Consider the following 24,874-nt stretch of genomic DNA (forward strand, 5'->3'; position numbering starts at 1 on the left):
GCAAGGGTGTGCGGTCCGGGTGCGGCGGGCCCCGAGTCATTCCCCGCGTGTCGCCCACACCACTGCCATCCGGGGTGTCCTATGCGCCTGAGAAACCTCCCGTCGAGGGCGGCCACCAGTGCTGTCGCCGCCACGCTCCTGTGCTCCGCCGCCCTGCTCCAGCCCGCTCCCGCCACGGCCGCCGGCGATCCCAGGACGTCGTTCACGGCCGATCCGCTGACCACGTGGCAGACGAACGGCATCGTCTGGTCGCTGGCCTCCGCGCACGGTGTCGTCTACGTCGGGGGGACCTTCGACGCGGTGCGCCCGCCCGGCGCGGCGCCGGGCGAACGGGAGGTCCCGCGCCGCAACTTCGCCGCGTTCGACGCCGTGACCGGCGCCCTGCTGCCGTGCGCGCCGTCGTTCACCGGGGGCGAGGCGACCGTCCGCGCGCTCAGGACCTCGCCGGACGGCCGGGTGCTGTACGTGGGCGGCTCCTTCAGCCGCGTCGGCTCCGCCGGCGTGGCCAGTGCCGTCGCCCTGAACACGGCCGACTGCTCGCTGCGCGCAGATTTCCGCCCGGCGGTGTCCGCGACCGTCCGGGCGATCGACGTCACCGACCGCACGGTCTACCTCGGCGGCGACTTCCGCCGGGTCGACGGCCGGACCCGGCAGCGCATCGCCGCCCTCACCCCAGGCGGTGAGCTGCGGCCGTTCCGGGCCGACGTCGACGCTCCGGTGCGCGCGCTGTCGGTGGCGCCCTCGCACGGGAAGCTCTACGCGGGCGGTGACTTCGAGTGGGTCAACGGCCGGCGGGCCCACTCGCTGGTCGCCCTGGACTCCGCCGGCGGGGCGATCGAGCGCACCTTCCCGGACTGGCTGCCGCCCCGGTCGTCGGTGAAGTCGATCGCCCAGGACGGCAGCCGGTTCTACGTGGGCGCCGAGGGACACGGCGAGGGCGTCTTCGACGGCCGTATCGCCGGCCGGCTCGACGACGACCGGATGGTGTGGAAGGACACCTGCCACGGCGCCACCCAGGCCGTCCTGCCCTACCAGGGCGTCCTGTACAGCGCCTCGCACGCGCACGACTGCGGCGAGACCCCGGGCGGGTTCCCGGAGCGCCACGACCGGCAGCACCTGCTGGCCCAGTCGCCCGGGGACAGCAGGATCCTGCACTGGTTCCCCGACACCGACGAGGGGACGGGGGAACAGATCGGACCCCGGGCGCTGACGGTCGCCCGGGGCGTCCTCTGGGTGGGCGGCGAGTTCACCAAGGTCAACGACGAGCCCCAGCAGGCCCTCACCCGCTTCGGACCCGGCCCCGACACCGGGGCGCCGAAGGTGCCCGCGCTCACGCTCGCCGCCCAGCGCCCCGGACGGGTCACCCTGCGCTGGAAGGCATCGTGGGACCGGGACGACGCGTCGCTCACCTACCTGCTCTACCGGGACGGCCGGCTGATCTCCCGGCAGAAGCAGTCGTCCACCTACTGGAACCGCCCGCTGATGAGCCACACCGACTCCGTGGCCGCCGGCACCCGCCACCAGTACCGGATCGAGGTGACGGACGGCACGAACACCTCGCGTAAGTCGCCGCCGTTGCGGGTGTCCGTGCCCGTGCAGGCGGGGGGTGACAGCGCGCAGTGACCCGCATCGGATTCGCGCCCGGCGTCTACGACCTGTTCCACATCGGTCACCTCAACATCCTGCGCGAGGCGCGCCGGCACTGTGACCGCCTGGTCGCCGGAGTCACCTCGGACGACCTGGTGGTCCGTCTCAAGGGCAGGCCGCCGGTCGTCCCGCTCACCGAGCGCCTGCAGATCGTCGGCAGCCTGCGCTGCGTCGACGCGGCCGTCGTCGAGTCGAGGGAGGACAAACTGGAGATGTGGAAGCGGGTCGGCTTCCACGTCATCTTCAAGGGCGACGACTGGCGCGGAACGCCCAAGTGGAACGAGCTGGAGCGGCGTTTCGCGGAGGTCGGTGTCGAGGTCGTCTACTTCCCCTACACCCTGCACACCTCCAGCACCCTCCTGCGCGGCGCCCTGGAACTGCTCGCCCGGAGCGAGCCGCCGCGGATCCCCTCACGCCAGCTCGCGGAACCACTTGACCAGGAAGGCGGCCATGAACACGAGGTGGGCCAGCAGCAGAACGCAGTACACGCAAAGGAAGACGTGCTGGCTGCCCAGGAATAGGAAGCCGAGGCACGTCACGCCGTAGTCGACGGGCAGGAGCAGCAGGGACCGAAGCGCCGGCGCGGGCCCCGCCGGCGCCGGGGCCGCCGTCAGCCGCTTGAGCTGCTCGGTCAGGATGCCGGCGAAGAAGATCACCACGGCCGCCAGCTCGAACAGCATCGGGGCCAGCAGGAAGGCGGGGTCGGGCAGGGAGAAGAACCGGTAGAACGACACCAGGACGACCAGGTGCACCGTGACCAGCTTGACGCAGTCCAGCACATGGTCCAGCCACTCGCCGGACGGGCTTCCGGAGCGCTGCGTGCGGGCGAGTTGTCCGTCCGCCGCGTCGAGGGCGAACCCCACGGCCAGGGCCGCGCAGACGCAGACCGCCAGCCCCGGACCGGGTCGCACCAGCGCCACGGCGGCCAGGGCCGGAAAGGTGAACAGGGCCCCGAGCACCGTCAGCTGGTTGGGGGTCGCACCGACCCGGTAGGCCAGGGCCGCGAGGACGCGGCCGGCCGGACGGTTGACGAACAGGGTGTAGACCGACGCCCCCTTCGCGGGCTTCTGAGCCGCCGACATGTACCTGAGCACCTCGATGAACCCGGTCATTTAGCTCCTTATTGTCTGGAAAGAAGGGGATTATGACAGAAGGGGATGGATCGATGTCCCGTGTGAGCCGTCGGCGGCTTCTGCGTGGCGGCGCCTCGGCGCTGGCCGCGACGGCCCTGTCCACCCGCGGCGCCTCCGCCGCCCCGCGCCCCGCCACCGAGGCGGACACCGTGGTCAACGTCGTCGACCTGGGCGCGGTGGGCGACGGGCAGACCGACGACAGCGAAGCCTTCGAGGTCGCCTACACGTTCGCCGCCGCACGGGTTACCGACGGCGTCGGACGCGTGGTGATCGAGATCCCCGCCGGCGAGTTCCTGATCACCCGCCCGCACGCGCTGCTCAACGGTGTCGCCCCGCCACGGCCCGCGAGCGGCCTGCGGTTCTCCGGTGCGGGCAGGCGCATGACGAGTCTCGTCTTCCGCCCCGGCACCGGCCCCGGCTCCTACCTCTGCCGCAACCAGGACGTGTGGTCCAACCTCTCCTTCGAGCGCATGCGGTTCCGCTCGGCCACACCGGGCGCCTCCTTCTTCGACTCGTACTCGACGGGACAGGCGCAGGACTACCGGTTCTCCGAGTGCGAGTGGATGGGGGAATGGGAGTACGGGCTCGTCCTGAGCGGCACGGACACCAACTCGGAGATGCGGTGGGAGGCGTGCCGGGTCGGCGGCAGCTACCGCCGCGCGTTCCTGTACTCGGGGCTGACGCGCGACGGGCAGCGGGAGCCGAACGACCAGGACCAGTTCCTCAACTACTGGTTCACCGACATGAAGGTCGAGTACGAGTGGGGCAACTTCCTGGAGTTCCCCTACGGCGGCTCCATCGCCTGCCGGGGCGGCTCGTACATCATCACGGACAGACGCCCGCAGAGCACCCCGGAATACGGCACCACCAGCACGTTCTTCCGCTTCCCCGTGGCCCGCCACCACGACTCCGTGCAGCGGTTCCACGCCCAGGACATCCGTTTCGAGGTGCGCAACCCCGACGTGGTCGTCATCGACTGCGTGTGGAGCGGCGGCACGGTCCACTTCGACGACTGCGACGACACCGGTCTCGCCTTCAAGGACTTCTCCGCCGAAGTCCGCCCGCACCGCTACAGCGTGGGCCCGAGCGGGCCGCTGATCCGCTACGACTCCTGCCAGTTGGTGGGCCGCCACGAGTACCGGCCGGCCGCGGCGCCGGACACCCTCCCGGTCCTCGCCCGCTACGACATGTGTCTGCTCCGCAGCCACACGGCACACGACTTCGCGGTGGCCGGCGGCACGGGGCAGGTGCCCTTCGTGCGGTTCGTCGACTGCGTCGACGCGGGCGGGACGGCCGGCTCGCCCGTGTCCGCCCCGTCCGCCCCGTCGACCCCGCCCGCCCCGCCCCCGTGCCTGGTGCCGAGCCCGAGCCCGAGCCCGAGTTCCGGCCCGAGTCCGAGCCCGAGTCCGAGCCCGAGCCCCGCGTCGGCGCCCGAGCCGGTGCCCGACACGGCCCCCTCTCCGCAGCCGGCAGCGGCCCCCGAACCGGCTCCCGCGACGACTCCCAGCGCCCCGGGGACCCCGACGCCGTACGACACCGGCCAGGCCGGCCACTGCCGACCGCAGCAGAAGTCCCCCTGACCCGGCCGTACTCCGTTCTCGCCCATCCGCGCAGCGGCGGGTCACCCGTGGGAGGGACTTCCCCGGCGCCGATGACCGGCGGCGGACCGGCCGGGGCGCAAGCTCACCGGTATCCGCAGTCCCGACGCCGGGAAACGCCCGACAGCACGACGGGCCGGTCCCGGTGGCCGTTCGCTTCGGGGGGCGCCCGAACTCCGGAAAGGAGCCGTTGCCACGCTCCGGCCGACGCCCTGTCCACCGGGTCCGCCGCGGTGCGGCACGGCGGTGAGCACCCCCCTCGTATCGCAGTCGGCCGCGTCGTTCCGTCCGGAACCACGCGGTCGCGCCACGACAGGAAAGGCATCAGGATGTCACGCTTGGCGCATGCGGCGCCGCATCGGGTTCGTCCGGGCATGGCCGCGCTCACCGCTGTCGCCGCCGTCGCCACACTCGGCGTGTCCGGGGCGCCCGCGACGGCCGGGGAAGGCCCCGCCGGCCCGCGCGCGGGTGGCGCCCCGTCGGGGATCAGCAAGCTCACGGGCGAACTGACCACGCCCTGGGGAATCTCGTTCCTCCGGGGCCGCGACGCGGCGCTGGTGACGGAACGCGACACCGCCGTGGTCTGGAAGGTGGACCTGGACGGCGCCAAGAGGAAGGTCGGCACGGTACCGAACGCGGTGTGGAGCGAGCAGACGCAGGACAAGGGCGGTCTGCTGGGTGTCGCCACGTCCCCGACCTGGAACGGGACCACCGACAAGGACGTGTTCTTCATGGAGACCACGGCCAAGGACAACCGCGTCGTCAGGATGAGGTTCGACGGCACCAGGCTGAGCGGCTACACCCCCATCCTGACCGGCATCGTCCGGGACACCCAGCTCAACGGCGGGCAGCTCGCCTTCGGGCCCGACGGATACCTGTACGTCACCACCGGTGACGCCCGGAAGAGCAACCTGGCCCAGGACAAGAAGTCACTCAACGGAAAGATCCTGCGGATCACCAGGAACGGTGCCGCGGCCCCCGGGAACCCGTTCGGGACACGCGTCTACAGCTACGGTCACCGCAATCCCCAGGGGCTGGCCTGGGACCGCGCCGGACGGTTGTGGTCGACCGAGATCGGCCGGGACACCTGGGACGAGCTCAACCTCGTCAAGCCGGGCCGGAACTACGGCTGGCCCACCTGCGAGGGCGCCTGCCGCACCGGTGGAATGACGAATCCGAAGATGGTCTGGGACCCGGACGAGGGCGGCGTGCCCGCCCAGATCGCGATCGTCGACGACGTCATCTACGCCTCCACGCTGAGCGGCCACCGGCTGTGGCGGGTACCGATCGACTCCACCGGACAGGACGTCGGACGGGCGACGGCCTACTACGACGGCGCCTACGGCCGGTTGCGGGCACTGGTGAAGGTCCCCGGCGCCGACCAGCTGTGGATGGGCACCAGCGACCGCGGCAGCGGCAAGGACCTGATCCTCAAGGTGACCGTCAAGCAGTGACGGTCGACCAAGGCTCCCTCCCGCCCGGGGAGGGCGACACCCCCTCGCAGAAAGGAAGGTGCGTAGCATGACCGAAGCCGTGGAGCAGGCGGAGCAGCCCGCCCGCACGACCGAGGAGACAAACCGGACCGCCTGGCAGACCCCCGGATACGTGGTCGTCGACACCGCGCTGGAGGTCACCGCCTACTCCCTCAGCGTCCGCTAGCCGCCGGCATGCTGCTGCAGGTTCTCGGTACCGCGGCCGGCGGCGGCGTCCCCCAGTGGAACTGCGCGTGCCCCGGGTGCTCCGGGGCACGCGCCCACCCCGGGCGGCGCCGCCGGCACGCCTCGCTGGCCGTCCGTGCCGACGAGGGCCGTTGGTACCTCGTCAACGCGACCCCTGACATCGGCGACCAGATCGAGGCCCACCCGGTCCTCCACCCCGGGCCCCGGCCCCGGCAGACACCGGTCGCCGGAGTCGTGCTCACCGACGCCGAACTCGACCACACGCTGGGGATCGGACGGCTGCGCGAGGCGGACGGCCTGGAGATCCTCGCCACCGCCCCGGTCCGCGAGGCGGTCGAGGGCCGGCTGCGGCTCGGCGCGGTCCTCACCCCGTACACCGACCTGACCTGGCGGGAGCTGCGGTGCCGGGGCGCACAGCCGCTGCACGCCGACACGGGCCTGCCGCCCGGATCCGGCGTGTGGATCAGCGCCGTACCCGTCTCCGGCAAACGCCCGCGCTACGCCGCCGACGCACCCGGTGACGGCGCCTGGGTCGTCGCGCTGCGCCTGTACGACCCCGTCACCGGCGGCACCGCCCTGTACGCGCCGGCCGTGGCCGCCTGGTCCGACGAGCTGCACCGCGTCGCCGCCGAGGCCGACTGCGTCATCGTCGACGGCACCTTCTGGGACGACGAGGAGCCGTGCCGCACCGGCATCTCCGCCCGCACCGCGACGGGCATGGGGCACCTGCCCATCGACGGACCGGGCGGCACCGCCGGCATCCTCGCCACGCTGTCCGCCCGCTGCCTGTACACCCACCTCAACAACACGAACCCCCTCGTCGACCCCGCCGCGCCACAGCACAAGCGGCTCGCCCGGCTGGGCCTCGGGGTGGCCGAAGACGGAATGGTGATCGAGCTGTGACCACGACACTCGCCCCGCCGGTGCGGGCCTGGAGCCGCGCCGAGTTCGAGGACCGCCTGCGCGCGGTGGGCCGGGACCGCTACCACGACCGCCATCCCTTCAACGTCCGCATGCACGAGGGCGACCTCAGTCCGCACGAGGTGCGCTGCTGGATCACCAACCGCTTCCACTACCAGCGCCACATCCCGGTCAAGGACGCGCTGATCATCGCGAAGCTGGACTCGTCGCGGCTGAGGCGCATGTGGCTGCGGCGGATCGAGGACCACGACGGACGCGGCGAGGGCGAGGGCGGCATCGAGCGCTGGCTGCGGCTCGGCGAAGCGGCCGGCGTGGACCGCGAGGTCCTGTTGTCGGGCGGGAGCGTGCTGCCGGGCGTCCGGCTGGCCGTGGACGGCTACGTCACCTTCTGCCGCCTGCGCTCCGCCCTGGAGGCCGTCGCCGCCTCGCTCACCGAGCTGACCGCGCCCGGCCTGATGCGCCGGCGCGTCGAGGCGTTCGAACGCCACTATCCCTGGATCGCGCCGGACGGGCTCGCCTACTTCCGCGCCCGCGTCGACCAGGGCCGGCGCGACAGTGCCGAGGCGCTGGACCTCGTGCTGGAGTGGGCCCGGACCCGCGAGGAGCAGGAGAAGGCCGTGGCCGCGCTCTCCTTCAAGTGCGATGTGCTGTGGTCCCTGCTCGACGCCGTGCAGCAGTACGCGGGCACGTCCGGGCAGGACGGGCAGGGCGAGCGGGCGCACGGCCGGGACAGCGCGCCGGAGCGGGTGTGACGCCGCCGCCCGCGCAGCGGTGGTGCCCTGCGCTCGCCCCCGCGCTGATGCTGCGGCACGACGCCGTGCGCGGCACCGACCTGCTGGTCCTGCCGGAACGCGTGGTCGTGCTCGAAGGACACGGCGGGGTGGTCGTGAGCCTGTGCGACGGCACCCGCACCGTGCCGGGGATCGTCGGCGAGCTGTCCGAGCGCTTCCCCGGAGCGCCGGTGGCCGCCACCGTCCCCGCCTTCCTCGACAGCCTGCGGCAGGAGGGCTGGCTGACGTGACCACCCGCGTGAACCCCGCGTCCGTCGCGGCGCCCGCACCGCCCTGGGCCCTGCTCGCCGAACTCACCCACGCCTGCCCACTGCACTGCCCGTACTGCTCCAACCCACTGGAACTGACCCGCCGTTCCACCGAGTTGGGCACCGACGAGTGGACGGACGTACTGCGTCAGGCCGGTGAGCTGGGCGTCGTGCACACGCACCTGTCCGGCGGTGAGCCGCTGCTGCGCCCGGACCTGGAGCGCATCGTCGCCGCCGCCGAGGCCGCCGGGATCTACACCCAGCTGGTGACCAGCGGGACCGGGCTGGACGAGGCACGGCTGGCCGCGCTCACCGGGGCCGGGCTGCGCAGTGTCCAGCTGTCCGTCCAGCACGCCGGCCCGGAGGCCAACGACCGCATCGCCGGGCGCCCCGCCTCCTTCGCCGCGAAGGAACGGGCCGCGGCACTCGTCCGCCGGGCCGGCATTCCGCTCGGCCTGAACGTCGTGCTGCACCGCGACAACCTCGACGCCGTCGACGCGGTCATCGACCTCGGCCTGGCCTGGGGTGCGGACCGTATCGAGCTGGCCAACGCGCAGTTCTACGGCTGGGGCCTGCTCAACCGGGCCGCGCTGCTGCCCACCCGCGACCAACTGGCCCGGGCCCGGGAGACCGTGGAACGCCGCCGGGAGGAAGTGGCCGGGCGGATCGACCTGGTGTGGGTCGTCCCCGACTACTTCGACGGCGTGGCCAAGCCTTGCATGGGCGGCTGGGGGGCGGTCTCGCTCACCGTCGCGCCGGACGGGACCGTGCTGCCCTGCCCGGCGGCCGCCTCCCTGCCGGACCTCGACCCGCCCAACGTCCGCGACCACCGGCTCGCCTGGATCTGGGAGCGGTCCCCGGCGTTCGACCGCTTCCGGGGCACCGACTGGATGACGGGCCCCTGCCGGGGCTGTCCGCGTCAGGAGGAGGACTTCGGCGGCTGCCGCTGCCAGGCGTTCGCCCTCACCGGCGACGCCGCCCGCACCGACCCGGCGTGCGCGCTCTCCCCCGACCACCACCTCGTCCGGAATCCGGCCGACGGCGACCGGACCGACCCGCCGCCGTACGTCTACCGCCGGCCCGGAGCGGTGCCCGCAACCAACCCGTAAGCCGCTCTGGCCTGCGGCTTTTGCCCGTGAATCTCCGCCGATCTGCCGCAACTGACCGCGTTTCAGTGCTGACCGAACCCCACCTGGCTCACTTGACCCACCCGACCTGTCTTCGACGGCGCTCAGGCCTGTCTTCGCTGTTCACAGCGGTGGCTGCAGAACCTGGTCAAGCGCTCACACTCGAGGACCCCTTCGCATGGGCAGACCTCGACAGCCTGGAGGCGGTCATCAAGTCCGTCCGCTCTGCCGCCGTTGCAGCGGACGATGCGGCGTAGCCGGCAGGACCCAACCCGGAGCTGCCCACGGCGGTGGCTGCTCTGCACGGCGGATGTGCAGAGCAGCTGAGCGATACCCCGCAGTGCGGCTTACGGCGAAACCGGGTCACGGTAGCGGTCGAACACTGCGTTTCGCTCTGACTCCCAGGTCCAGTCCGGGTCCCGGCGGCGGAACTCGGTGACGGCGAGTTCGAAGAACTGGCCGGATGGCTTCCGACTGGTCGCACTGACCACCAGTGCCGTGAGCATCGGATCGGTGCCAGTGCTGTCCAGGCGGCAGACGTCCCCCAGCAGGAGCGACATCATCCGGCCGCGGTAATGCACCCGGTGCTCCGGTGCGAGGGACTCGCTCAGCGTCTTGTAGGTGTCGGTCCGGCCCTCTCGGGCCCACCCCCTCAAGATTTCGACTATCGCGTCCCGGGCGGCCATGTAGTCCGCATCTCCATACTTCATGTGAGCCCCCTCCAGCCGACTGGAGCGACACAGTACCGAGTTGGGACGGCGCTGGGGACCGGATCCGTATAGGGCTACGTGGCAACCCTGCCGGCGGCGGGACCTCGTTCGCTGCAGCGGCTGCGTTGCCGGCTGCGCTACCTTCGGGGAGCCTAGAGAGGTATAGACCATACTTCAGCCTGGTGAGCGCCGCCGAACTTGATCGGATGATATCGGCTGATTGCCTGACAGGTGAGGGATGGATCCGGTAGATGTGTGCGTGTGAATGACTCAACGCCCGGCGATCCCACCCTTGAGTACGGCGAGCCCACTCCCGAGGAAAGTGAGGCCACCTCCTTCGCCGAGACCACGAAGAACTGGTACCGAAAGCACAGGGGGAAGGTCCTCGCTGCCGGCGGCGTCTTGGGCGGTGTGGCCTTGTTCGTGGTGGTCGCCAGTCTTGTCGGGAGGCAGGACGGCGAGAGGTATGACGCAGAGAGGTATGACGCCGAGGACATCGGGGATTCCGAACCGGTCTCCGGCGATGAAGCCGCAGATGAACCTCGTCAGTCATCTCTTGACCCTGACCGCGACCCTTTCCTCCGGAGGCTACCTGCCGGTCAGCAGGCCAGTGAGGCTGCCAAGGCCAGGTACAAGGAACTGACGGACAAGGAGCTTCCCCCCGGTTACACCTTGGTTCGCCGGTGGTTTTTCCTGAGCCCGGATGACGAGGATCCCAGCGAAGCCGCAGCCTGAGCGCCTGGGCGAAGGGCACCACGGCCCCTCGTTTCTGTGCGGGGCTGGCGAAGTTGCCGTACACCGTCCCTGCCGCCACTGATCAGGCGGCCTCATGCCTGGCTCAAGGGGGCATGCCCCCGCCCCCTCCGACTTTCCCATCAGTCGTCAGGTGACCGTACGATCTAACGTCCGATCAGGGAGCAGTGGTCCTCGAAGACAATGTGGGTAACCAGAGTCGTCCACCGCCGCGACGTCCGACTTGTCCTTCGAGTGTCAGTGGCGCTACGTACGATCTCCCTCTCGATCAACCTGCATCAAGGGGGGGCATCATGGACAAGATCCGTCGCGGGGAGCGAGGCAAGCAGAAGACCTGGCAGTGGCTCATGGTCCTGACGGCGCACCGGGGCCTGTGTGTCTACTGCGGCCGTTCCTCTGCCACCACGATCGACCACGAGACACCCATCGCCGGCACCGGAGCGGACGTCTGGTGGAACTTTGTTCCAGCGTGCGAAGACTGCAATCGCTGGAAGAAGGGTCGTACCGCGAGGCACTGGATGGCAGACTTGGATCTGCATCACCGGTATCCGAAGGAGCGTTTCGCGACCCGAGGCATGCCCCCCAGGGTGTACGCCGGCATCACAAGACGTGTCGAGCGAGTGCAGCGAGAGATCGCCGACATGGACCGCCGCGAGTGGTTCCAGATGCACTACGGGGACGAGAAACACCGGAACAAGACTGAACTGTTCGAGATCCTCGAGCGCTGCAAGGCGGAGCTGCGGGGCTACCCACACTACCCTTGGCGGACGCCGAAACAAGGGACGTCGAGGACCGTGTGTACACGCCTGATCTGCTGCGGATACCAGCATCCGAAGGCGAATTACTTGGTGGCTTTCTTGGAACCTGAAGAGCGGGCCGCCTTGAAGCGAGCGGTGTTCAACGAGCGAGTTCACGAGGGCGACGTGCTTGGCCGGCTCATCCGGGAGTACCTAGCTGCCAGAGAGCGTGACCGCGATGGCGCCGCACAGCCGTCCAGGCCGGTGATCGATCCAACCGCCTGGTAGCCCGCCTGCTGCAGCATCGAGAGGCTGCTAACACCTGGAGTAACGGGCTCTCGTGAGACACGCTAGGAGGGTTCAGAGGTATCCCGCTGCTTTGGAGCGTTCGCGGCGGACGCCGAGCGACGCCGGATTGACGTCGGGGCGCACTCGAAGGATGTGCGCTACAGCCACGGAGTTGCTGACGCCGGAGCGCAACTGTTCGCGAGCGCGGTAGACGATGCTCGGGGTCGGTGTGTGACGTTCGCTGGTGTTCACGCTGGTCAGCGGCGCGCTGTTTAGTCGATCGGGCTTCTCGTTCGCGTCGTGTTCGTCGACGGTGTTCTGTTCGGGGGCCGTGTTCGCCGGGTTCGCGGACGCCGTGGACGGCACGTTGGAGAGCCCAGCTCGGTCCTCCGCACGCACCACCTGTCGGCGGACGTCTGCGACGGCAAGAGCGACGTTCGCACGGAACATCTCCTGCCGTACCCACGCGGCATCGGCCTCGGACAGATCCCAGTCGACGAAGCGCATGACCCAGAACCACAGGGTCTTTGCGAACGGGCTCGAGCGGCACCGACGACGCCTAGCGCTGGGCTGCCCAGGGACAGGCCATGCCAGAGAATCGCGCCCACCGTCGCGGCCAGCAGTGCCCAGCCGAGGCGCTTGGAGAAGCTGCGCTTAGCGGGTCGAAGCGGCTCAGCCACTCCAAGAGGATGTTGACAATCCAGCCCACATCGAACACCACTGCGGCGGTGAACCGAACCCGTGTCCAAGAAGGATACCGATGCTAAAGGTGGACCAAATGACGGAGATCACGGTGAGGACCAGTACCAGACCGGCGGCGGCTGACACGGCAACCCGATCCCAACCACGAGGTAGCACAGGGACGGCGACGGCGTAAAGCTCGGGCATGTCGCGGGTAACCCCATCAATCGTGTGCGATACCTGGCGAACCAGGGCCCTCAGTCCGCAACTTCACGGGGTCCTTGACGTTGAACCCGCTGCGGCACCCATGGATTCAGCCGCTGGTCCACCGGGTCGGCGAGGTCGCAGCTCTGTAGGTGCTCAAGAAGCATCCCAAACTAAGATCCGACCTGCCCGCCGCCTCCTGGTCGTTACCGAGATCGGTGCTGATCAAGCCAACTGTGCCACGGCAGCGGTGCCATTAGTGTCTTAAAAGAATCTTCAAAGGTATGTGCGCTTCGTGATCAAGTGCTCACACCATCATCCACCTGCGCCAGCCTCTTCACACAAGCAAGAGGATGGCATGGGCACTACATCTAGGAGATCGAATGCGCGGCAAAGCCAACGCCACTCTCATCGCCCTTGCCATCGCAGCAGGATCTGTCATGTTCAGCACGCCGGCCGCGTCGGCCGCGGCAGCCTCCTTCTACTGCGACAGCTCTGGCTACACCGCCCTCAACGTGCCCATGCAGCGGTGCACCTCGCTGTCCAACGGCGTTCTGTACGTTCTCCAGGCTTCCAACGGCAACGTCACCACCGGGTACGACAAGACGGGCGGATCTGCCATATCCGCCCAGCTCGGTTACTCGCGCGGGGGGGACCAGCCACTACGCCGGTGCCGTCTCCATCAGTTCGGGCCAGAATAAGAGTCACACGTGGGCACTGTCGGAGAGCTCCTACTGCACGAGCACGATCGGCCTGCTTAGCTACAGTGGCGGCACGTACCAGACGCCTTCCTCGCACTGCTGAACCACGGCCCCAAAGGCCCCGTCTACCAAGGCGGGGCCTTCCCTCTCTCGGCCCTGATCTCCTCGACATAACCACGCAAGGAACCGCGTCGTGTTTTCCGCCATTTTTCAACACCATGTCGGCTACCTGGCCGTATGCACATTGGTCGGCCTCATCCTCGGCGGCGCATCATGGACGCTCGTCCGCAAGCGGGGAAACCCTCACGGGGCGTGGTGGTCCGGGCTCGCCTTCACTCTCACCGGCGTGCTCGGCGTCACCTTCATGGGCGGTGGCTCGGCCAGCGGTGTGTGCGTCCTCAACCATCAATTCGCCGAGCCCTTCCACACCACTCAAGGGTTGTGGAACCTCGCCATGATGGTACCCGTCGGCGCCTGCGCACTACTGGCCATCCGCCGCCCGCTGCCTGTCCTCGTCGGCGTCATCGCGCTGCCTCTGGCCATCGAGTTCACTCAGGCCACCGTCAACGGACTGGGGCGCGTCTGTGACAGCTCGGACGCCCAGATGAACATCATCGGCGGGTTGATCGGGCTCACCGTTGTCGCGGTTGTGCTCACTGTCCGCCACTCGCTCGCCTGGCAGGCGGGCACCAAGGGCGCCCTCGTCACTTCCGTGGCGCTGCTTCTCCTGAGCTTGGGAGTGGCGCGTCCAATGCTCGACTTCACGAACGTGGATGGCAGCAGCCTCTCCGGCGCAAGTGCCGACCAGAAGCGGGCGGTTGAGGTTGCTGTCAAGGAGGCGTTCGGTGACCACTACAAGATAGGCCAGCAGTACGCGCAGCCGTGCGTGGGCGCCTCTTGCACCAACATCATCTTCAACCTGCACAGCCGTGAAGAGGGGCACTCCGATGACTTCGGTACCGGAAGTCTATCCTGGCCGGACAAGAAGCACCTGAACGTACTGCTGGAGAACAGCGACCGTCCCACCGTCATGGGATACTCAGTTGGGGGCACGAAAGCACCCTCTACCGGTACAGCAGCCTCTCGGATTGCGAAGTCGTACGCCCAGCGAAAGTATCCTTGGGCGATGGATGCGACCATGAGCGAGACGTCCGCCGTGGGCGCGAAGGCCGAACTTGGCTGGATCACGAGCTGGAGATGGAAACAGAAGAACGTTCTGATGCCCAGGATGCTGGACGTCCAGGTAGACAGGGCCGGGCATGTATCGCAGATTGACGTCACCCTTGGTCCGACCCGGGTAAGACTTCCCGAAGCCAAGCTTGACGCCGTGCAGGCCGAAAAGGAAGTGGACAAGGCGGTAGCGGTCCAACTCCAGGCCAATGGAAACTCTGGCGCAGAATTTCGCACCAAAGCAGTTACTGTGAAGGCGGTCGAGCAAGATGGTAATTGGCGACCGAACTGGCTTGTGAACGTGACGTGGCCCAGTAACGGACAAAGCGATCATTCGCAGGAGCAGGCACCGGTTGATATGTACCGCGTGAACGCCCTGACTGGGCAGGTGTACGACGCAGCCGGGCAGCCCCTCAGAACCAAATGACACCATCACCAGCGTGTTGCGATCCTGGGCCACAGCTCCGCAGGGCGGTCACCCGTTCCAGCGTTGTGCGCCTGGTTGGGAAGTGAGCGGTTGGGGTGCAGAGAAGGGGAGGCACGGGCTTCATGATTGTTGTGGTGTCTGAATCCCGATGATCAAGAGGTGGCGTGTGTCTGCCGCTGCATCTTCTCCTATCCCCGCCGTGTTGATGAGGCTCGGTCCGCTTGACGACGGCAGGACGCCGGCCGGGCCCTGGCGCTGGGCGCCGCCGCCGTGGCGGGCCTCCTCGGATGGCTCGGTCTGCCGGCGCTGCTCGGGGTGGCCTTCGCCGTCGGGGCGCTGTCCGTGTTCTTCGACATCGCCTACCAGGCGTTGCTGGTGCGGCTGGTGGAGCGTGACCGGTTGGTGCCGCGCAGCAGCGTGCTCGAGGGCAGCCGCTCCGCCGCGCAGACCGGCGGTCCCGCCCTCGGCGGTGCGCTGGTGTCCATGCTGTCGGCGCCGGTCGCCGCCGCCGGAGCGGTGTTCTTCACCGCGTCGTTCCTGTCGATCCGGCCGATCCGTCACCGCGAGATCCTCCCGGAGTGCCCGGAGCGCGCTCCCCAGGTCCGGCGGCGGATCCACGAGGGCCTCCGCTTCGTCGCCGGTGACACGTTGCTGCGGACCGTGTGCCTGGCGTCGGCCGCGTTCCAGTTCTTCTTCGCGGCCGCGATGACCGTCTACTGCTGTTCCTGCCCCGGGAACCGCACCTGTCGGGTATGGCCGTCGGGCTGGCGCTCGCGGCCACGGGGCCGGGCGCGCTCCTGGGCTCCCTGCTGGCCGCCCGCCTGCCGGGCCGCTTCGGGCACGGCACCGTGCTCGTGTCCGCGGCGGTGTTCGGCGACGGCGTGTTCCTGTGCGTGCCCGCGCTGCGCGGCGCCTCCGCGGTGCCGGTTCCCGCGCTCCTCACGGTCGGCTTCGTCTTCGGAGCGGCCGGTCAGCTGGTGAACGTCACGGTGATGGCCGTCCGGCAGACCGTCACCCCCGGACGGGATGCGGGGCCGTGTCGCCGCGACCGTCAACTTCGTCGGTATGGGGATGGCCCCGCTCGGCTCGCTGCTCGGCGGCTTTCTCGCGCAGGGGTGGGGGACGCGGGCCGGCCTGCTGGTGGCTGCGGCGGGCATGCTGCTGTCACCGGCGCTGATGGCCCTGTCCCCGCTGGCCCGCCTGGGCCGGACGCTTCCCGGGCCGTCGAAGACGCCGCTGCCCGCTGCGTGACGGCCCGCCGACGGGGACACGGGCGCGTCGGAAGGCGCTGGCGCGCGAGAGGGGTGGTGGGCGAGACTGCGGGTTCGGTGCCGCTGATGAAGGGGGTGTGATGCGGGTAGCCGTGGTCACGTTCGACGGGTTCAACGAGCTGGACAGCTTCATCGCTTCCGCGCTGATCAACCGCTGCCGTGCGGACGGCCTGGAGGCCTTCGTCACGACGCCGACGCCGGTGGTGACGTCGATGAGCGGGGTCCGGGTGTCCGGGCAGCGCCCCATGGAGTTCGTGACCGAGGCCGAGGTGGTGCTGATCGGCAGCGGCGTGCGGACGCGGGACGTGGTCGCCGACGACCGGTTGGTCTCCCGGCTGCGGCTCGACCCCGCACGGCAGCTGATCGGCGCACAGTGCTCGGGCGCGCTGGTGCTCGCCCGGCTGGGACTGCTGGCGGGCATGCCCGCCTGCACGGACAACAAGAGCCGGCCGTTCGTCGAAGCCCGCGGCGTCACCGTGCTGGACGCGCCGTTCCACGCCGAGGGGAACATCGCCACGGCGGGCGGTTGCCTGGCGTCCCAGTACCTCGCCACCTGGGTGATCACCCGGACGCTCGGGGAAGCGGCCGCACGCGACGTCCTCGACTACGTGGCACCGGTCGGCGAGAACCGGGAGACCGTCGACCGCGCCCTGCGCGCCGTCCGCAGGGACGCGGTCGCGCCGCGCTGACCCTCGGGATGCCGTGCGGCCGTACTCCGCCGGGACGGGAGAGGCCGGGCAGTCACCCGACGTCCCGGGACGCCCACGCAGGGTTCCCTGCGGCGCGTCGCACGCGGAAGGCGCACAGTGGACGTATGCGCCTCGGGCAGAACTTCGCTTCGACACGGCGGTGGCGCTCCCTTCAGGGGCTGGTAGTGCTCCCTCTGGTGCTGATCGTCGCGATCACCGTGGTGGACGTGCAGACGCCGGAATCGATCCACCTCGGTCCGCTGCTCGTCGTGGCGCCCGCCATCACGGTCTCGTTCGGGTCCGCGCGGCTGACCGGACTGATCGGCGCGCTGGCGGTGGTGGCCCAGGTGGTCATCGCGGTGTTCCACGGGGGTCTGGCAACGCCCAACCACGTGGCGCAGATCATCGGGCTGGCAGTCCTCTCGATCATGGCCGTGATCGTCTGCCTGGTACGCGACCGGCGCACGGCGGAGCTGGCCCAGGTGCGATCGGTCTCCGAGGCCGCTCAGCGGGCGCTGCTCCGCCCGCTGCCCCACCGGCTCGGTCCGCTGCAGATCTCGTCCCTGTACCTGGCCGCCGAGAAAGAGGCGCGCATCGGCGGTGACCTGTACGCCGTGGCCCGCACCGGCGACCGTACGCGCGTGCTCATCGGCGACGTCAGGGGCAAAGGGCTGGCCGCGGTCGGGGAAGCGGCCGCGCTGATGGGCGCGTTCCAGGAGGCCGCGCACCAGCACACCACGCTCCCGGCGCTCGCCGACGGCCTGGACCGCAGTCTGTGCCGCTACCTGACCCAGTTCCCCGCGACGGACAGCGAGGTCCAGGAGCACTTCATCACCGCTCTGCTGCTGGAGATCCCCGACCACGACCCCGTGGCACGGGTGACGCCCTGCGGGCACCCGCCGCCCCTGCTCATCAGACGGGGCGAGGTGACGAGTGTGCCGAGCAGCCCGGCACCACCACTGGGCCTGTGCGAGCTGGAACAGGGCATCCGCACGTCCCACACCTTCGCGTTCGAGCCGGGTGACACCCTCTTGCTGTACACCGACGGCCTGGTGGAGGCCCGCGACACAGGCGGCACCTTCTACCCGCTGGAGCGGCGGCTCACCCGATGGCCGCGATGCGCTCCCGACACGCTCGTCGAACGCGTCCGGCAGGATCTGCTCGCCCACACCGGCGGAGCCCTCCGCGACGACGCCGCGGTCCTCGCCCTGCGGCGGACGGCGGTTCCGCACACCGGGCACCTCCACGGCGAACCGGTGGACACCGCCGGCCGGCACACGGCCCACCGGAATCCGGGGTCCGAGCGCCGCGCCGCCCCGGCCCTCGGCCGGGGCGACGACTGACGTCACTTCGCCAGGAAGGCGAGCAGCGCGGTGTTGACCTCCTCCGCGTGGGTCCACAGCAGACCGTGCGGGGCGCCCTCGATCTCCACGTAGTCGGCGGACGGCAGGGCCTTGTGGAAGGGCCGGGCGGTGCCCTCGACGGGCAGGATCCGGTCGCCGGTACCGTGCAGGATCAGGGCCGGGACGTCGATGGCCGGGATGTCGGCGCGGAAGTCGGTGTACCAGGTGGACGGCGCGGCGGCGGCGGCGAAGAACCCGCCGCTCGCGGCGACGTTCCAGCTGTTGCGCACGGCCTCCTCGCTGATCCGGGTGCCGAGGTTCTCGTCCAGGTTGTAGAAGTCCTTGTAGAAGTCCGTGTAGTAGGCGTAGCGGTCCGCCTTGACGGCCGCGACGACGCCGTCGAAGAACTCCTTCGGGGCGACCCCGTCGGGGTTGTCGTCGGTCTTGAGCAGGCAGGGCTCCAGCGAGGCAAGGAAGGCGACCTTGGCGACGCGGTCGGAGCCGTAGGCGGACACGTACCGGGCGACCTCGCCCGTGCCCATGGAGAAGCCGACCAGAACGGCGTCCCGCAGATCGAGCGTCTCCATCACGGTGTTCAGGTCGGCCGCGAAGGTGTCGTAGTCGTACCCGGTCGTGGGCTGGCTGGACTGCCCGAAGCCGCGGCGGTCGTAGGTGATCACGCGGTAGCCGGCGTCGAGCAGCACGGCGCTCTGCCGCTCCCAGGAGTGGCCGTCGAGCGGGAAGCCGTGGATGAGGACGACGGGCTGCCCGGTGCCGTGGTCCTCGTAATACAGGTCGATGGTGGTGGAGTTCTCCTGGCCCACGGTGATGTACGGCACGGTCTCATGTCCTTCGCTGGTAGTGGTTTGCGCGCTCATGCTAGGGCGGTGGGTGCCGCCGTCCGTTGTCGGCGAGCGCACTGCTTCTTGTCTGTCAGTGCCAGGACGCGCGGGGCTTGCGGCGGCACGCGTCCGGGCGGGAAGCCGCTGAGACGGCCGCATACAACCCGTACAACCCTGTGGGCAGGTTGTGAGTCTTCTGTTCGATCACACTGTGATCGGAGCAACGAGGAGACCATCATCAACGCCATACGCAAGACCCTGACCGCCACCGCCGTCGTCGGTGCCGTCCTCGCGGGTTCCGCCGCCTGCGGAACGGTGGAGCAGCTGTCCGCCGGCAAGAAGCTCGACCGGGCCTTCGAGGAACTGGGCAAGAAGAACAGGCTCTCCTTCGAGCTCGACGTGGACGCCGACGCCGCGACCCTGAAGGCGCTGGACGCCAAGTCCGACCCCGCGCCCGGTGAGGAGATCCCGGACGAGGCGGCCAAGCTGATCAGCGGCGCCAAGATCGCGGTGACCGTGCAGTCGAAGAAGCCGCTCGCCGAGTCCGGCGAGAAGGACCTCGTCGGCACGGCCGTGAAGGTCAGCACCCCCGACGGCGACCTCGCCGAATACCGGCTGATCGGCGATTACGTCTACGCCCGCGTCGACATGGACGCGATGGGGAAGATGTCGGGCAGCCCCGTACCGTCCGCGGACGACCTGCCGCCGCAGGCCGGGGCGTTCAAGGCCGTCCTCGAGGGCAAGTGGGTGAAGTTCAGCACCAAGGAGATGGACAAGGCCGCCGCCGAGGGCGAGGAGGGCGAGGACGGTCCCGCACCCGTGCCCTCCCTCGACGCCCGGACGCAGAAGAAGCTGGTGAAGGCGCTGCGCGAGGTCGTCGCCCGTGAGGTGCGCTTCAAGACGGCCGGCGGCCAGGACGGCACCGAGCACGTCACCGCGACGGCGCCCTTCCGCACGCTGGTCACCGAACTCTTCGGCGAGCTGCGGCCGCTGGCGAAGGACCTGCCGCCGGGCATGGAGCTGCCGACGGACAAGGACCTGAAGGACGCGCCCAACGCCAAGGTGACGGCGGACTTCACCCTCAGGAACGGCGAGCTGTCCCAGGTGGACGTGGACCTCGCCAAGCTGGCCGGGACGGCCAAGGTCAAGAAGCTCGGCCTGACGCTGCGGATGAGCGAGGGCAGCCGGCCCACCGCTCCGGCCGGTGCCACCAAGCTCGACCTGGGGGAGCTGATGAGCGGCTTCCTCGGCGGCCCCCCGGTGGACGGCGCCGACATCGACACGAGCGGCCTCGACCAGGACTTCCCGGGCGAGGACTTCTGACGGAAGGACCCCTGTCGGGCGGTCGGCCCGACAGGGGTCCTCACCGGTTCGGCGCGTGTCAGCCGTCAGGCTGCCGGCGTCCGGACCGTCAGCCGTCGGACTCCGCCGACGGGATGAAGGCGCCGGGCACGTCGTTCGGGGCGTAGATCTTCTTCTCGCCGGGGTACGGGCGCGCCCAGTTGTGGGTCTGGTACCAGGTGAGGTGGTTCATCTGGGCCGGGTTGGCGTAGTCGGGGATGGCGTGGGTGCCGGTCAGGTGCTGCTTGGACTTCCAGGCGTCCCACTCGGCGGCGAGGGACTCCTTGCCGGCCGGCACCTTCGCCGACGGCACGGCCGCGGCCTTCGGGTCCTGCGGGGCGGGGGTGTCCACGCCGCAGGCCGGCGGGGTCTTCACCCCGTCGGTCAGCGAGGTGCGGTTGGGCAGGGCGGTGAACGGCGTGTAGTCGGGGTGCCGGGTGAACGCCCCCCGCATCGGGGTGGCCGCGCTGTCCTTCTGGTTCATCGGGTGGATCCCGAGGATCTGCTCGATGGTGCGGATCATCGTGATCTGCGAGTAGTAGTGGCTGTCGACGGTGCCGTGCTGGGCCCAGGGGCTGATGATCTGGACCGGGGCGCGGTGGCCGTCGACGTGGTCCAGGCCGGCCTGGGAGTCGTCCTCGACGACGAAGATCGCCGAGTCCTTCCAGTACTTGCTGTGCGAGATCTTGTCGATGATCTTGCCGGTGGCGAGGTCGTTGTCGGCGACCTGGGCGGCCGGGCTCGCCGGACCACCGGTGTGGTCGCTGGAGAGCCAGAACATGTTGAGGTTCGCCGGGCCGTTCTTCTCGAAGTCCTGCTTCCAGATCTCGTACCGGTACAGGTCCGGGACGCTGGTGTCGAACTTCGGGAAGCCGGGCACCGAGACGCTGTTGAGCGACGGGATCGGCGAGGAGGAGTTCAGCGGGTAGGCGGTGGCCTGGCCGGTGGCGTCCATGTTCTTGGCGTCGCAGTACAGGTTCTGCCAGCTGGCGCCGGACGGCTTGGTCAGGAACTGCTGGAACTCGCCGAAGTTCCGGACGGACTTGCCGGCCGCCTGCGCGCCCGACCACAGGAAGCCGGTCTTCTGGTGGCCGAGGGCGTCGTCCTCGGTGTCGTAGCTGCGCTTGTACTCGCCGGCCGAGGACTCGGTGTACTCGGGGTTGTCGGCCTGCATGAGCCAGTTGTGGCCCTCGGCGGAGTTGGTGCCGATGTCGTAGGTGTTGTCGTACAGCCCGAACTGCTCGGCCAGCGCGTGCTGGTTCGGCGTGACGTTCTCGCCGAACTGCGTCAGCGACGGGTCGCCGTTGCCCTCGGGGACGTCACCGAGGACCTGGTCGTAGGTGCGGTTCTCCTTGACGATCAGGAAGACGTGCTTGATCGTCGAGGGGTCGCCGATCCGCGCCGGGACCGGCTGTGCCTTGCCGTTGCCGTCGCCGTGGCCCTTGGCCAGCCGCACCGAGTCGGCGGTCCAGCCGTTCTGCTGGAAGACCTTGGCGGTCTGGGAACGGATGACACGGTCGCTGGGCAGGGTGAACTGCGTCAGGCTGGAGGTCGTGTCGTGGGTGCCGTGGCCGACGGCGGCGGGGCGGCGCGCGTCGATGCCACGGGTGTTGGAGACGACGACCTTCTTGCCGACGGTGGTGATCTCGGCGGGGAAGTAGTCCGTCGGGAGGAGGCCGACGTAGCTGACCGGCTCCTGCGGGGAGGTGTAGCGGTAGACGGCGACGGCGTTGGCGCGGCCGAGCGTCACCAGCAGCCGGCCGTCGTCGGTGAGGGTCACCGCGTCGGGCTCGTAGCCGACCGAGGCCTCCGGCCACGGCTGGGTGGAGATGGTCTGGACGACCTTGTCCTTGGCGGTGCTGATGACCGACACGTTGTTGTCGGCGGTGTTGGTGACGAACACCGCACCGCGCTGGGCGTACACGGCGGTCGGGTGCAGGCCGACGTCGATGGTGCCGACGGCGGCGGACGGGTCGGCCAGGTCGATGACGCTGACGGTGCCGGTGGTGGTGGCGCCGGTCTTCGGGTCGGCCGGCACCTGGGTGCCGTAGGAGTTGAGCGTGGACTCGCCGGCCTTCGCGGGCCGGCCGCCCTCGTTGCTGACGTAGAGCTTGTCGCCGACGCGGGCCATGCCGCGCGGGGCGTTGCCCACCGTCCAGCTCTGCTTGACGGTTCCGGTCGCCGCGTCGATCGCGACCACCCGGTTCTGGCCGTTGACCGCGGCGTACACGGTGGAGCCGTCGGCCGAGAAGACGGCCGCGGCGGCCAGGGCCTGCTTGCTGCCGTCGGCCGGGATCTTGACGGCCACCGGGTTGGCGAGGGTGCCGTCCGGGTTCACGGTGAACTTGGTGTAGCCGTCGAGCTGGCCCAGCCACAGCTGCTTGCCGTCGGGTGAGTACGTCGGGCCTTCCTGGCCGACGGCGTTGCTGCTGATGCGCAGGTCGTCGGCGGCGTTGGTGCCGACGCGCTGCTTGATCTGCCCGGTCGCGAGGTCCACGACGACGAGCGAGGCGTCGCCGTCGGTGACCGAGGCGACGAGGTGGCTGCCGTCCGGGCTGACCGTCGACGACATGATCTTGCCGTCGTCGATGACGAGACGGTCGCCGTACGGGTCGATGTACTGGTCGGCGGAGACGACCTGGCCCTTGTCGGTGACCTGGCCGACCTGCTCGCTGCCGAACTGGCGGGTCTGTGCGACGGCGGTGCCGGTGGCCAGGGCGGCCGTGGTGATGCACGCCGTGACCAGGGTGGCCCGGCGGCTGACACGTCTGCCCAGCAGGTCGTAGTACTTCTTCTCGGCCTGCCGGCGGCGGCGTGTTATCTGCATGTGTCATTCCTCGTGTTTCGGAAGGGAGTTGGGGGGTGGCCGGGAAGAAGGAAGTTCAGGGGGTCCGGGAGTCCGGGGAGGCGGAGAGCAGGTCGACGCTGCCGTCGAACTGCCACAGCGGGTTCGGTGCGTCTCCGGTGGACGTGCGCACCACGAAGTAGCCGTTCACTTCCTTCGGTCCGTCGCCGTCGGCGACGAACCGCCCGTCCGCCGTGATGTCGAGCTGGTAGACGGCCGACCCGGTGGCCGCGACGCCCGGCAGGTGCCAGGAGACGACGCACCGCCAGTCGTTGCCCGGGCCCTGGGCGCCGTCCTGGACACCGGCCTTGGTGCACGCCGCCGAGGTCCTCAGCTGCGCCTCGGTGACGGCGGGCCGGTGGAGCTGCTCGGTCTGCAGGCGGTACAGGTGGGCGAACTCCGTGGCGAGCGAGCGCTCCACCTTGGCCTGCTCGATCCCGGAGCCCGTGGCCGTGGTCGTCGCCGCCACGACCGCGACCGTCAGGCCGAGCAGCGCCGCGAGCGGCAGGGCCGCCGTGGTGACCGCCCGGCGTGCCGAGCCGTCGTCGGTGGGGTTGGTGAAGTCGCGCCGCAGGAAGAGGACACAGGCCAGCGCCGTCGCCGTCACGGCCCACAGGAGACTGACAACGATGCCGATGAGGAGCGGGGTCAGCTGTGCCGGGCTGGTGAAAAGACCGTTCCAGGTGACGAAGGCGTCGCCGGGCAGGGCGAGGCGCAGGGCGACGGGGAGCGGCAGCATCTGGGCGAGCTGCATCGCGAGCGCGACGAGCGCGGGCAGCAGCAGACCCATCGGGGAGCGCCCCAGGACGACCGAACCGAGCAGCCCGATCCCGGCGAGGGCCAGGGTCGGGGCGAGGACACCGGCCCAGGCGGCCAGGACGGTGCCGGCGGCGTCCCCCGGGGTGAGCAGGTGGCCGTCGAGGCCGACGAGCGGCTGGTTGCCGACCGCGACCAGCCCGCCGACCGTGCTGGAGACGGCCAGCCCGGCCACGAGCAGCAGGATGACGGTGAGGCCGGCCAGCGCCTTGGCCGCGAAGATCCGCCGGGGTGAGCGGACGGCGACGAGGAGGTGGCGCCAGGTGCCGAGCCGGTCCTCGGAGGCGAACACGTCGCCGGCGACGACGGAGGTGAGCAGGGGGAGCGCCCAGGTGCCGGCGAATCCGAGCGTCACCAGCGGGCCGGCCCATCCGGTGGCGTGCATCCAGCGGCCGAACAACGTGTCCGTGGGCAGCGTGCTCTGCCCGCTCACCCCGGCGACGAAGAGCGCCGGGACGATCCAGCAGGCGAGGAGCAGCAGGCGGATGCGCCACTGGGAGAGGAGCTTGACGACTTCGAAGCGGTAGCTTCGGGCAACCGTGACGCGGCCTGACGCGGTGGTGTGCGCGAGGGGTACGGGGGTGGGGGCCGAAGCCGGGGGTGTGGTGGGGGCCGGGGATGCGGGCGCGGTGGGGGACGGCGTCGCGGTCATCGACCGGCCTCCTGCTGCTGGGCGGCGAACTTCTGCGGGGCGTCGATGCCGGTCTGCTGCGGGGGCTCGATGCCGGTCTGCTGCGGGGGCTCGACGCCGTCCGGCTGCGGGGGCTCGGCGTCGTGCCGTTGCGGGGTCTCGACGCGGTCCGGCTGCGAGGTCTCGACGTGGTCCGGCTGCGAGGTCTCGGCGCCGTTCAGCTGCGGGGTCTCGGAGACGTGCCGTTGCCCGGCGTCGTCCCGCTGCCCGGTGTCGGCGTC

Annotated in this window: 21 protein-coding genes and 2 pseudogenes; 17 read left to right on the forward strand and 6 right to left on the reverse strand. The window is 70.0% G+C overall.

All coding sequences use genetic code 11. The features are described 5' to 3' along the window. The first annotated feature begins 81 nt into the window (after positions 1–81). Together LG395_RS13395 and LG395_RS13400 are read left to right on the forward strand one after the other, a co-directional pair. The gene (locus LG395_RS13395) at positions 82–1,623 is read left to right on the forward strand and encodes a fibronectin type III domain-containing protein (RefSeq protein WP_225809526.1); all 1,542 of its coding nucleotides are present in this window, start codon (positions 82–84) and stop codon (positions 1,621–1,623) included. Beyond that, positions 1,620–2,045, forward strand: a pseudogene (locus LG395_RS13400) (FAD synthase family protein); the annotation flags it as partial. The gene LG395_RS13395 and the pseudogene LG395_RS13400, both read left to right, overlap by 4 nt. Positions 2,046–2,057: 12 nt before the next feature. Here the strand turns inward: LG395_RS13400 and LG395_RS13405 are convergent. Continuing rightward, positions 2,058–2,759 carry a CDP-alcohol phosphatidyltransferase family protein gene (locus LG395_RS13405; protein WP_225809527.1) on the reverse strand — a complete coding sequence of 234 codons (702 nt, stop codon included), beginning with the start codon at positions 2,757–2,759 and terminating at the stop codon, positions 2,058–2,060. Positions 2,760–2,812: 53 nt separating this feature from the next. On the opposite strand from LG395_RS13405, the gene LG395_RS13410 reads away from it, so the two are divergent. The 7 genes from LG395_RS13410 to pqqE all read left to right on the forward strand — a co-directional run bounded on the left by LG395_RS13410 (position 2,813) and on the right by pqqE (position 9,126). After that, positions 2,813–4,360, forward strand: a complete 1,548-nt coding sequence (locus tag LG395_RS13410; protein WP_225809528.1) for a glycosyl hydrolase family 28-related protein — start codon at positions 2,813–2,815, stop codon at positions 4,358–4,360. A gap of 392 nt (positions 4,361–4,752) precedes the next feature. Next, positions 4,753–5,832, forward strand: a complete 1,080-nt coding sequence (locus tag LG395_RS13415) for a PQQ-dependent sugar dehydrogenase (RefSeq protein ID WP_225809529.1) — start codon at positions 4,753–4,755, stop codon at positions 5,830–5,832. Between the two features lie 67 nt (positions 5,833–5,899). Further along, a complete protein-coding gene (gene pqqA / locus LG395_RS13420) occupies positions 5,900–6,037 on the forward strand; it encodes a pyrroloquinoline quinone precursor peptide PqqA (RefSeq protein ID WP_225809530.1) in 138 nt (45 codons plus the stop codon). A gap of 8 nt (positions 6,038–6,045) precedes the next feature. Further along, the gene (pqqB, locus tag LG395_RS13425) at positions 6,046–6,960 is read left to right on the forward strand and encodes a pyrroloquinoline quinone biosynthesis protein PqqB (protein ID WP_225809531.1); all 915 of its coding nucleotides are present in this window, start codon (positions 6,046–6,048) and stop codon (positions 6,958–6,960) included. Beyond that, positions 6,957–7,730 carry a pyrroloquinoline-quinone synthase PqqC gene (gene pqqC, locus LG395_RS13430; protein WP_225809532.1) on the forward strand — a complete coding sequence of 258 codons (774 nt, stop codon included), beginning with the start codon at positions 6,957–6,959 and terminating at the stop codon, positions 7,728–7,730. The genes pqqB and pqqC overlap by 4 nt, the downstream gene beginning before the upstream one ends. Beyond that, positions 7,727–7,999, forward strand: coding sequence for a pyrroloquinoline quinone biosynthesis peptide chaperone PqqD (gene pqqD, locus LG395_RS13435; protein ID WP_225809533.1), 273 nt, complete (start codon positions 7,727–7,729; stop codon positions 7,997–7,999). Before pqqC ends, pqqD begins: the two co-directional genes overlap by 4 nt. Further along, complete coding sequence (gene pqqE, locus LG395_RS13440; protein WP_225809534.1) at positions 7,996–9,126, forward strand: pyrroloquinoline quinone biosynthesis protein PqqE; 1,131 nt, start codon at positions 7,996–7,998, stop codon at positions 9,124–9,126. The genes pqqD and pqqE overlap by 4 nt, the downstream gene beginning before the upstream one ends. Before the next feature lie 365 nt (positions 9,127–9,491). Here the strand turns inward: pqqE and LG395_RS13445 are convergent, their stop codons facing one another. Then, complete coding sequence (locus LG395_RS13445) at positions 9,492–9,854, reverse strand: hypothetical protein (RefSeq protein ID WP_225809535.1); 363 nt, start codon at positions 9,852–9,854, stop codon at positions 9,492–9,494. 255 nt (positions 9,855–10,109) lie between these two features. On the opposite strand from LG395_RS13445, the gene LG395_RS13450 reads away from it, so the two are divergent. Together LG395_RS13450 and LG395_RS13455 are read left to right on the forward strand one after the other, a co-directional pair. Then, on the forward strand, positions 10,110–10,589 hold the full coding sequence (locus LG395_RS13450) for a hypothetical protein (protein ID WP_225809536.1): 480 nt from the start codon (positions 10,110–10,112) through the stop codon (positions 10,587–10,589). 311 nt (positions 10,590–10,900) lie between these two features. Further along, positions 10,901–11,632, forward strand: a complete 732-nt coding sequence (locus tag LG395_RS13455; RefSeq protein WP_225809537.1) for an HNH endonuclease — start codon at positions 10,901–10,903, stop codon at positions 11,630–11,632. Positions 11,633–11,704: 72 nt separating this feature from the next. Here the strand turns inward: LG395_RS13455 and LG395_RS13460 are convergent, their stop codons facing one another. Then, a complete protein-coding gene (locus LG395_RS13460; RefSeq protein WP_225809538.1) occupies positions 11,705–12,139 on the reverse strand; it encodes a hypothetical protein in 435 nt (144 codons plus the stop codon). Positions 12,140–12,900: 761 nt separating this feature from the next. Here LG395_RS13460 and LG395_RS13465 point away from each other — a divergent pair. From LG395_RS13465 to LG395_RS13485, 5 genes and pseudogenes are all read left to right on the forward strand, one after another. Beyond that, positions 12,901–13,218 (forward strand): hypothetical protein, encoded by a 318-nt coding sequence (locus tag LG395_RS13465; RefSeq protein WP_225809539.1) that lies wholly within the window; start codon positions 12,901–12,903, stop codon positions 13,216–13,218. A 193-nt stretch (positions 13,219–13,411) separates the two neighbouring features. Then, positions 13,412–14,815, forward strand: coding sequence for a VanZ family protein (locus LG395_RS13470; protein ID WP_225809540.1), 1,404 nt, complete (start codon positions 13,412–13,414; stop codon positions 14,813–14,815). Positions 14,816–15,049: 234 nt separating this feature from the next. Beyond that, a pseudogene (locus tag LG395_RS13475) lies at positions 15,050–16,066 on the forward strand (MFS transporter); the annotation flags it as partial. Between the two features lie 100 nt (positions 16,067–16,166). Then, complete coding sequence (locus tag LG395_RS13480) at positions 16,167–16,775, forward strand: DJ-1/PfpI family protein (RefSeq protein ID WP_225809541.1); 609 nt, start codon at positions 16,167–16,169, stop codon at positions 16,773–16,775. Between the two features lie 197 nt (positions 16,776–16,972). Then, entirely contained in the window at positions 16,973–18,118 is a 1,146-nt protein-coding gene (locus LG395_RS13485; protein WP_225809858.1) for a PP2C family protein-serine/threonine phosphatase, read from the forward strand. A 2-nt stretch (positions 18,119–18,120) separates the two neighbouring features. On the opposite strand, the gene LG395_RS13490 is transcribed toward LG395_RS13485, so the two are convergent. Then, positions 18,121–18,957, reverse strand: a complete 837-nt coding sequence (locus tag LG395_RS13490) for an alpha/beta fold hydrolase (protein ID WP_225809542.1) — start codon at positions 18,955–18,957, stop codon at positions 18,121–18,123. Positions 18,958–19,275: 318 nt separating this feature from the next. Here LG395_RS13490 and LG395_RS13495 point away from each other — a divergent pair, with 318 nt between their 5' ends. Then, on the forward strand, positions 19,276–20,283 hold the full coding sequence (locus LG395_RS13495) for a hypothetical protein (protein ID WP_225809543.1): 1,008 nt from the start codon (positions 19,276–19,278) through the stop codon (positions 20,281–20,283). Positions 20,284–20,371: 88 nt separating this feature from the next. Here LG395_RS13495 and LG395_RS13500 read toward each other — a convergent pair whose 3' ends face one another. Further along, positions 20,372–23,128: a bifunctional YncE/alkaline phosphatase family protein gene (locus LG395_RS13500; protein WP_225809544.1), complete on the reverse strand. Its 2,757-nt coding sequence runs from the start codon at positions 23,126–23,128 to the stop codon at positions 20,372–20,374. A gap of 55 nt (positions 23,129–23,183) precedes the next feature. Beyond that, on the reverse strand, positions 23,184–24,614 hold the full coding sequence (locus LG395_RS13505; protein ID WP_225809545.1) for an ABC transporter permease: 1,431 nt from the start codon (positions 24,612–24,614) through the stop codon (positions 23,184–23,186). Between the last annotated feature and the right edge of the window lie 260 nt (positions 24,615–24,874).

This window comes from Streptomyces spinosus (assembly GCF_020400655.1).
GTDB classification, from domain to species: domain Bacteria; phylum Actinomycetota; class Actinomycetes; order Streptomycetales; family Streptomycetaceae; genus Streptomyces; species Streptomyces argyrophylli.

Coding starts and splice junctions, on each gene's coding strand:
- LG395_RS13395 (WP_225809526.1), top strand. CDS start 82: ATGCGCCTGAGAAACCTCCCGTCGAGGGCGGCCACCAGTGCTGTCGCC.
- LG395_RS13405 (WP_225809527.1), bottom strand. CDS start 2,759: ATGACCGGGTTCATCGAGGTGCTCAGGTACATGTCGGCGGCTCAGAAG.
- LG395_RS13410 (WP_225809528.1), top strand. CDS start 2,813: ATGTCCCGTGTGAGCCGTCGGCGGCTTCTGCGTGGCGGCGCCTCGGCG.
- LG395_RS13415 (WP_225809529.1), top strand. CDS start 4,753: ATGGCCGCGCTCACCGCTGTCGCCGCCGTCGCCACACTCGGCGTGTCC.
- pqqA (WP_225809530.1), top strand. CDS start 5,900: ATGACCGAAGCCGTGGAGCAGGCGGAGCAGCCCGCCCGCACGACCGAG.
- pqqB (WP_225809531.1), top strand. CDS start 6,046: ATGCTGCTGCAGGTTCTCGGTACCGCGGCCGGCGGCGGCGTCCCCCAG.
- LG395_RS13445 (WP_225809535.1), bottom strand. CDS start 9,854: ATGAAGTATGGAGATGCGGACTACATGGCCGCCCGGGACGCGATAGTC.
- LG395_RS13455 (WP_225809537.1), top strand. CDS start 10,901: ATGGACAAGATCCGTCGCGGGGAGCGAGGCAAGCAGAAGACCTGGCAG.
- LG395_RS13460 (WP_225809538.1), bottom strand. CDS start 12,139: ATGCGCTTCGTCGACTGGGATCTGTCCGAGGCCGATGCCGCGTGGGTA.
- LG395_RS13465 (WP_225809539.1), top strand. CDS start 12,901: ATGCGCGGCAAAGCCAACGCCACTCTCATCGCCCTTGCCATCGCAGCA.
- LG395_RS13480 (WP_225809541.1), top strand. CDS start 16,167: ATGCGGGTAGCCGTGGTCACGTTCGACGGGTTCAACGAGCTGGACAGC.
- LG395_RS13500 (WP_225809544.1), bottom strand. CDS start 23,128: ATGCAGATAACACGCCGCCGCCGGCAGGCCGAGAAGAAGTACTACGAC.
- LG395_RS13505 (WP_225809545.1), bottom strand. CDS start 24,614: ATGACCGCGACGCCGTCCCCCACCGCGCCCGCATCCCCGGCCCCCACC.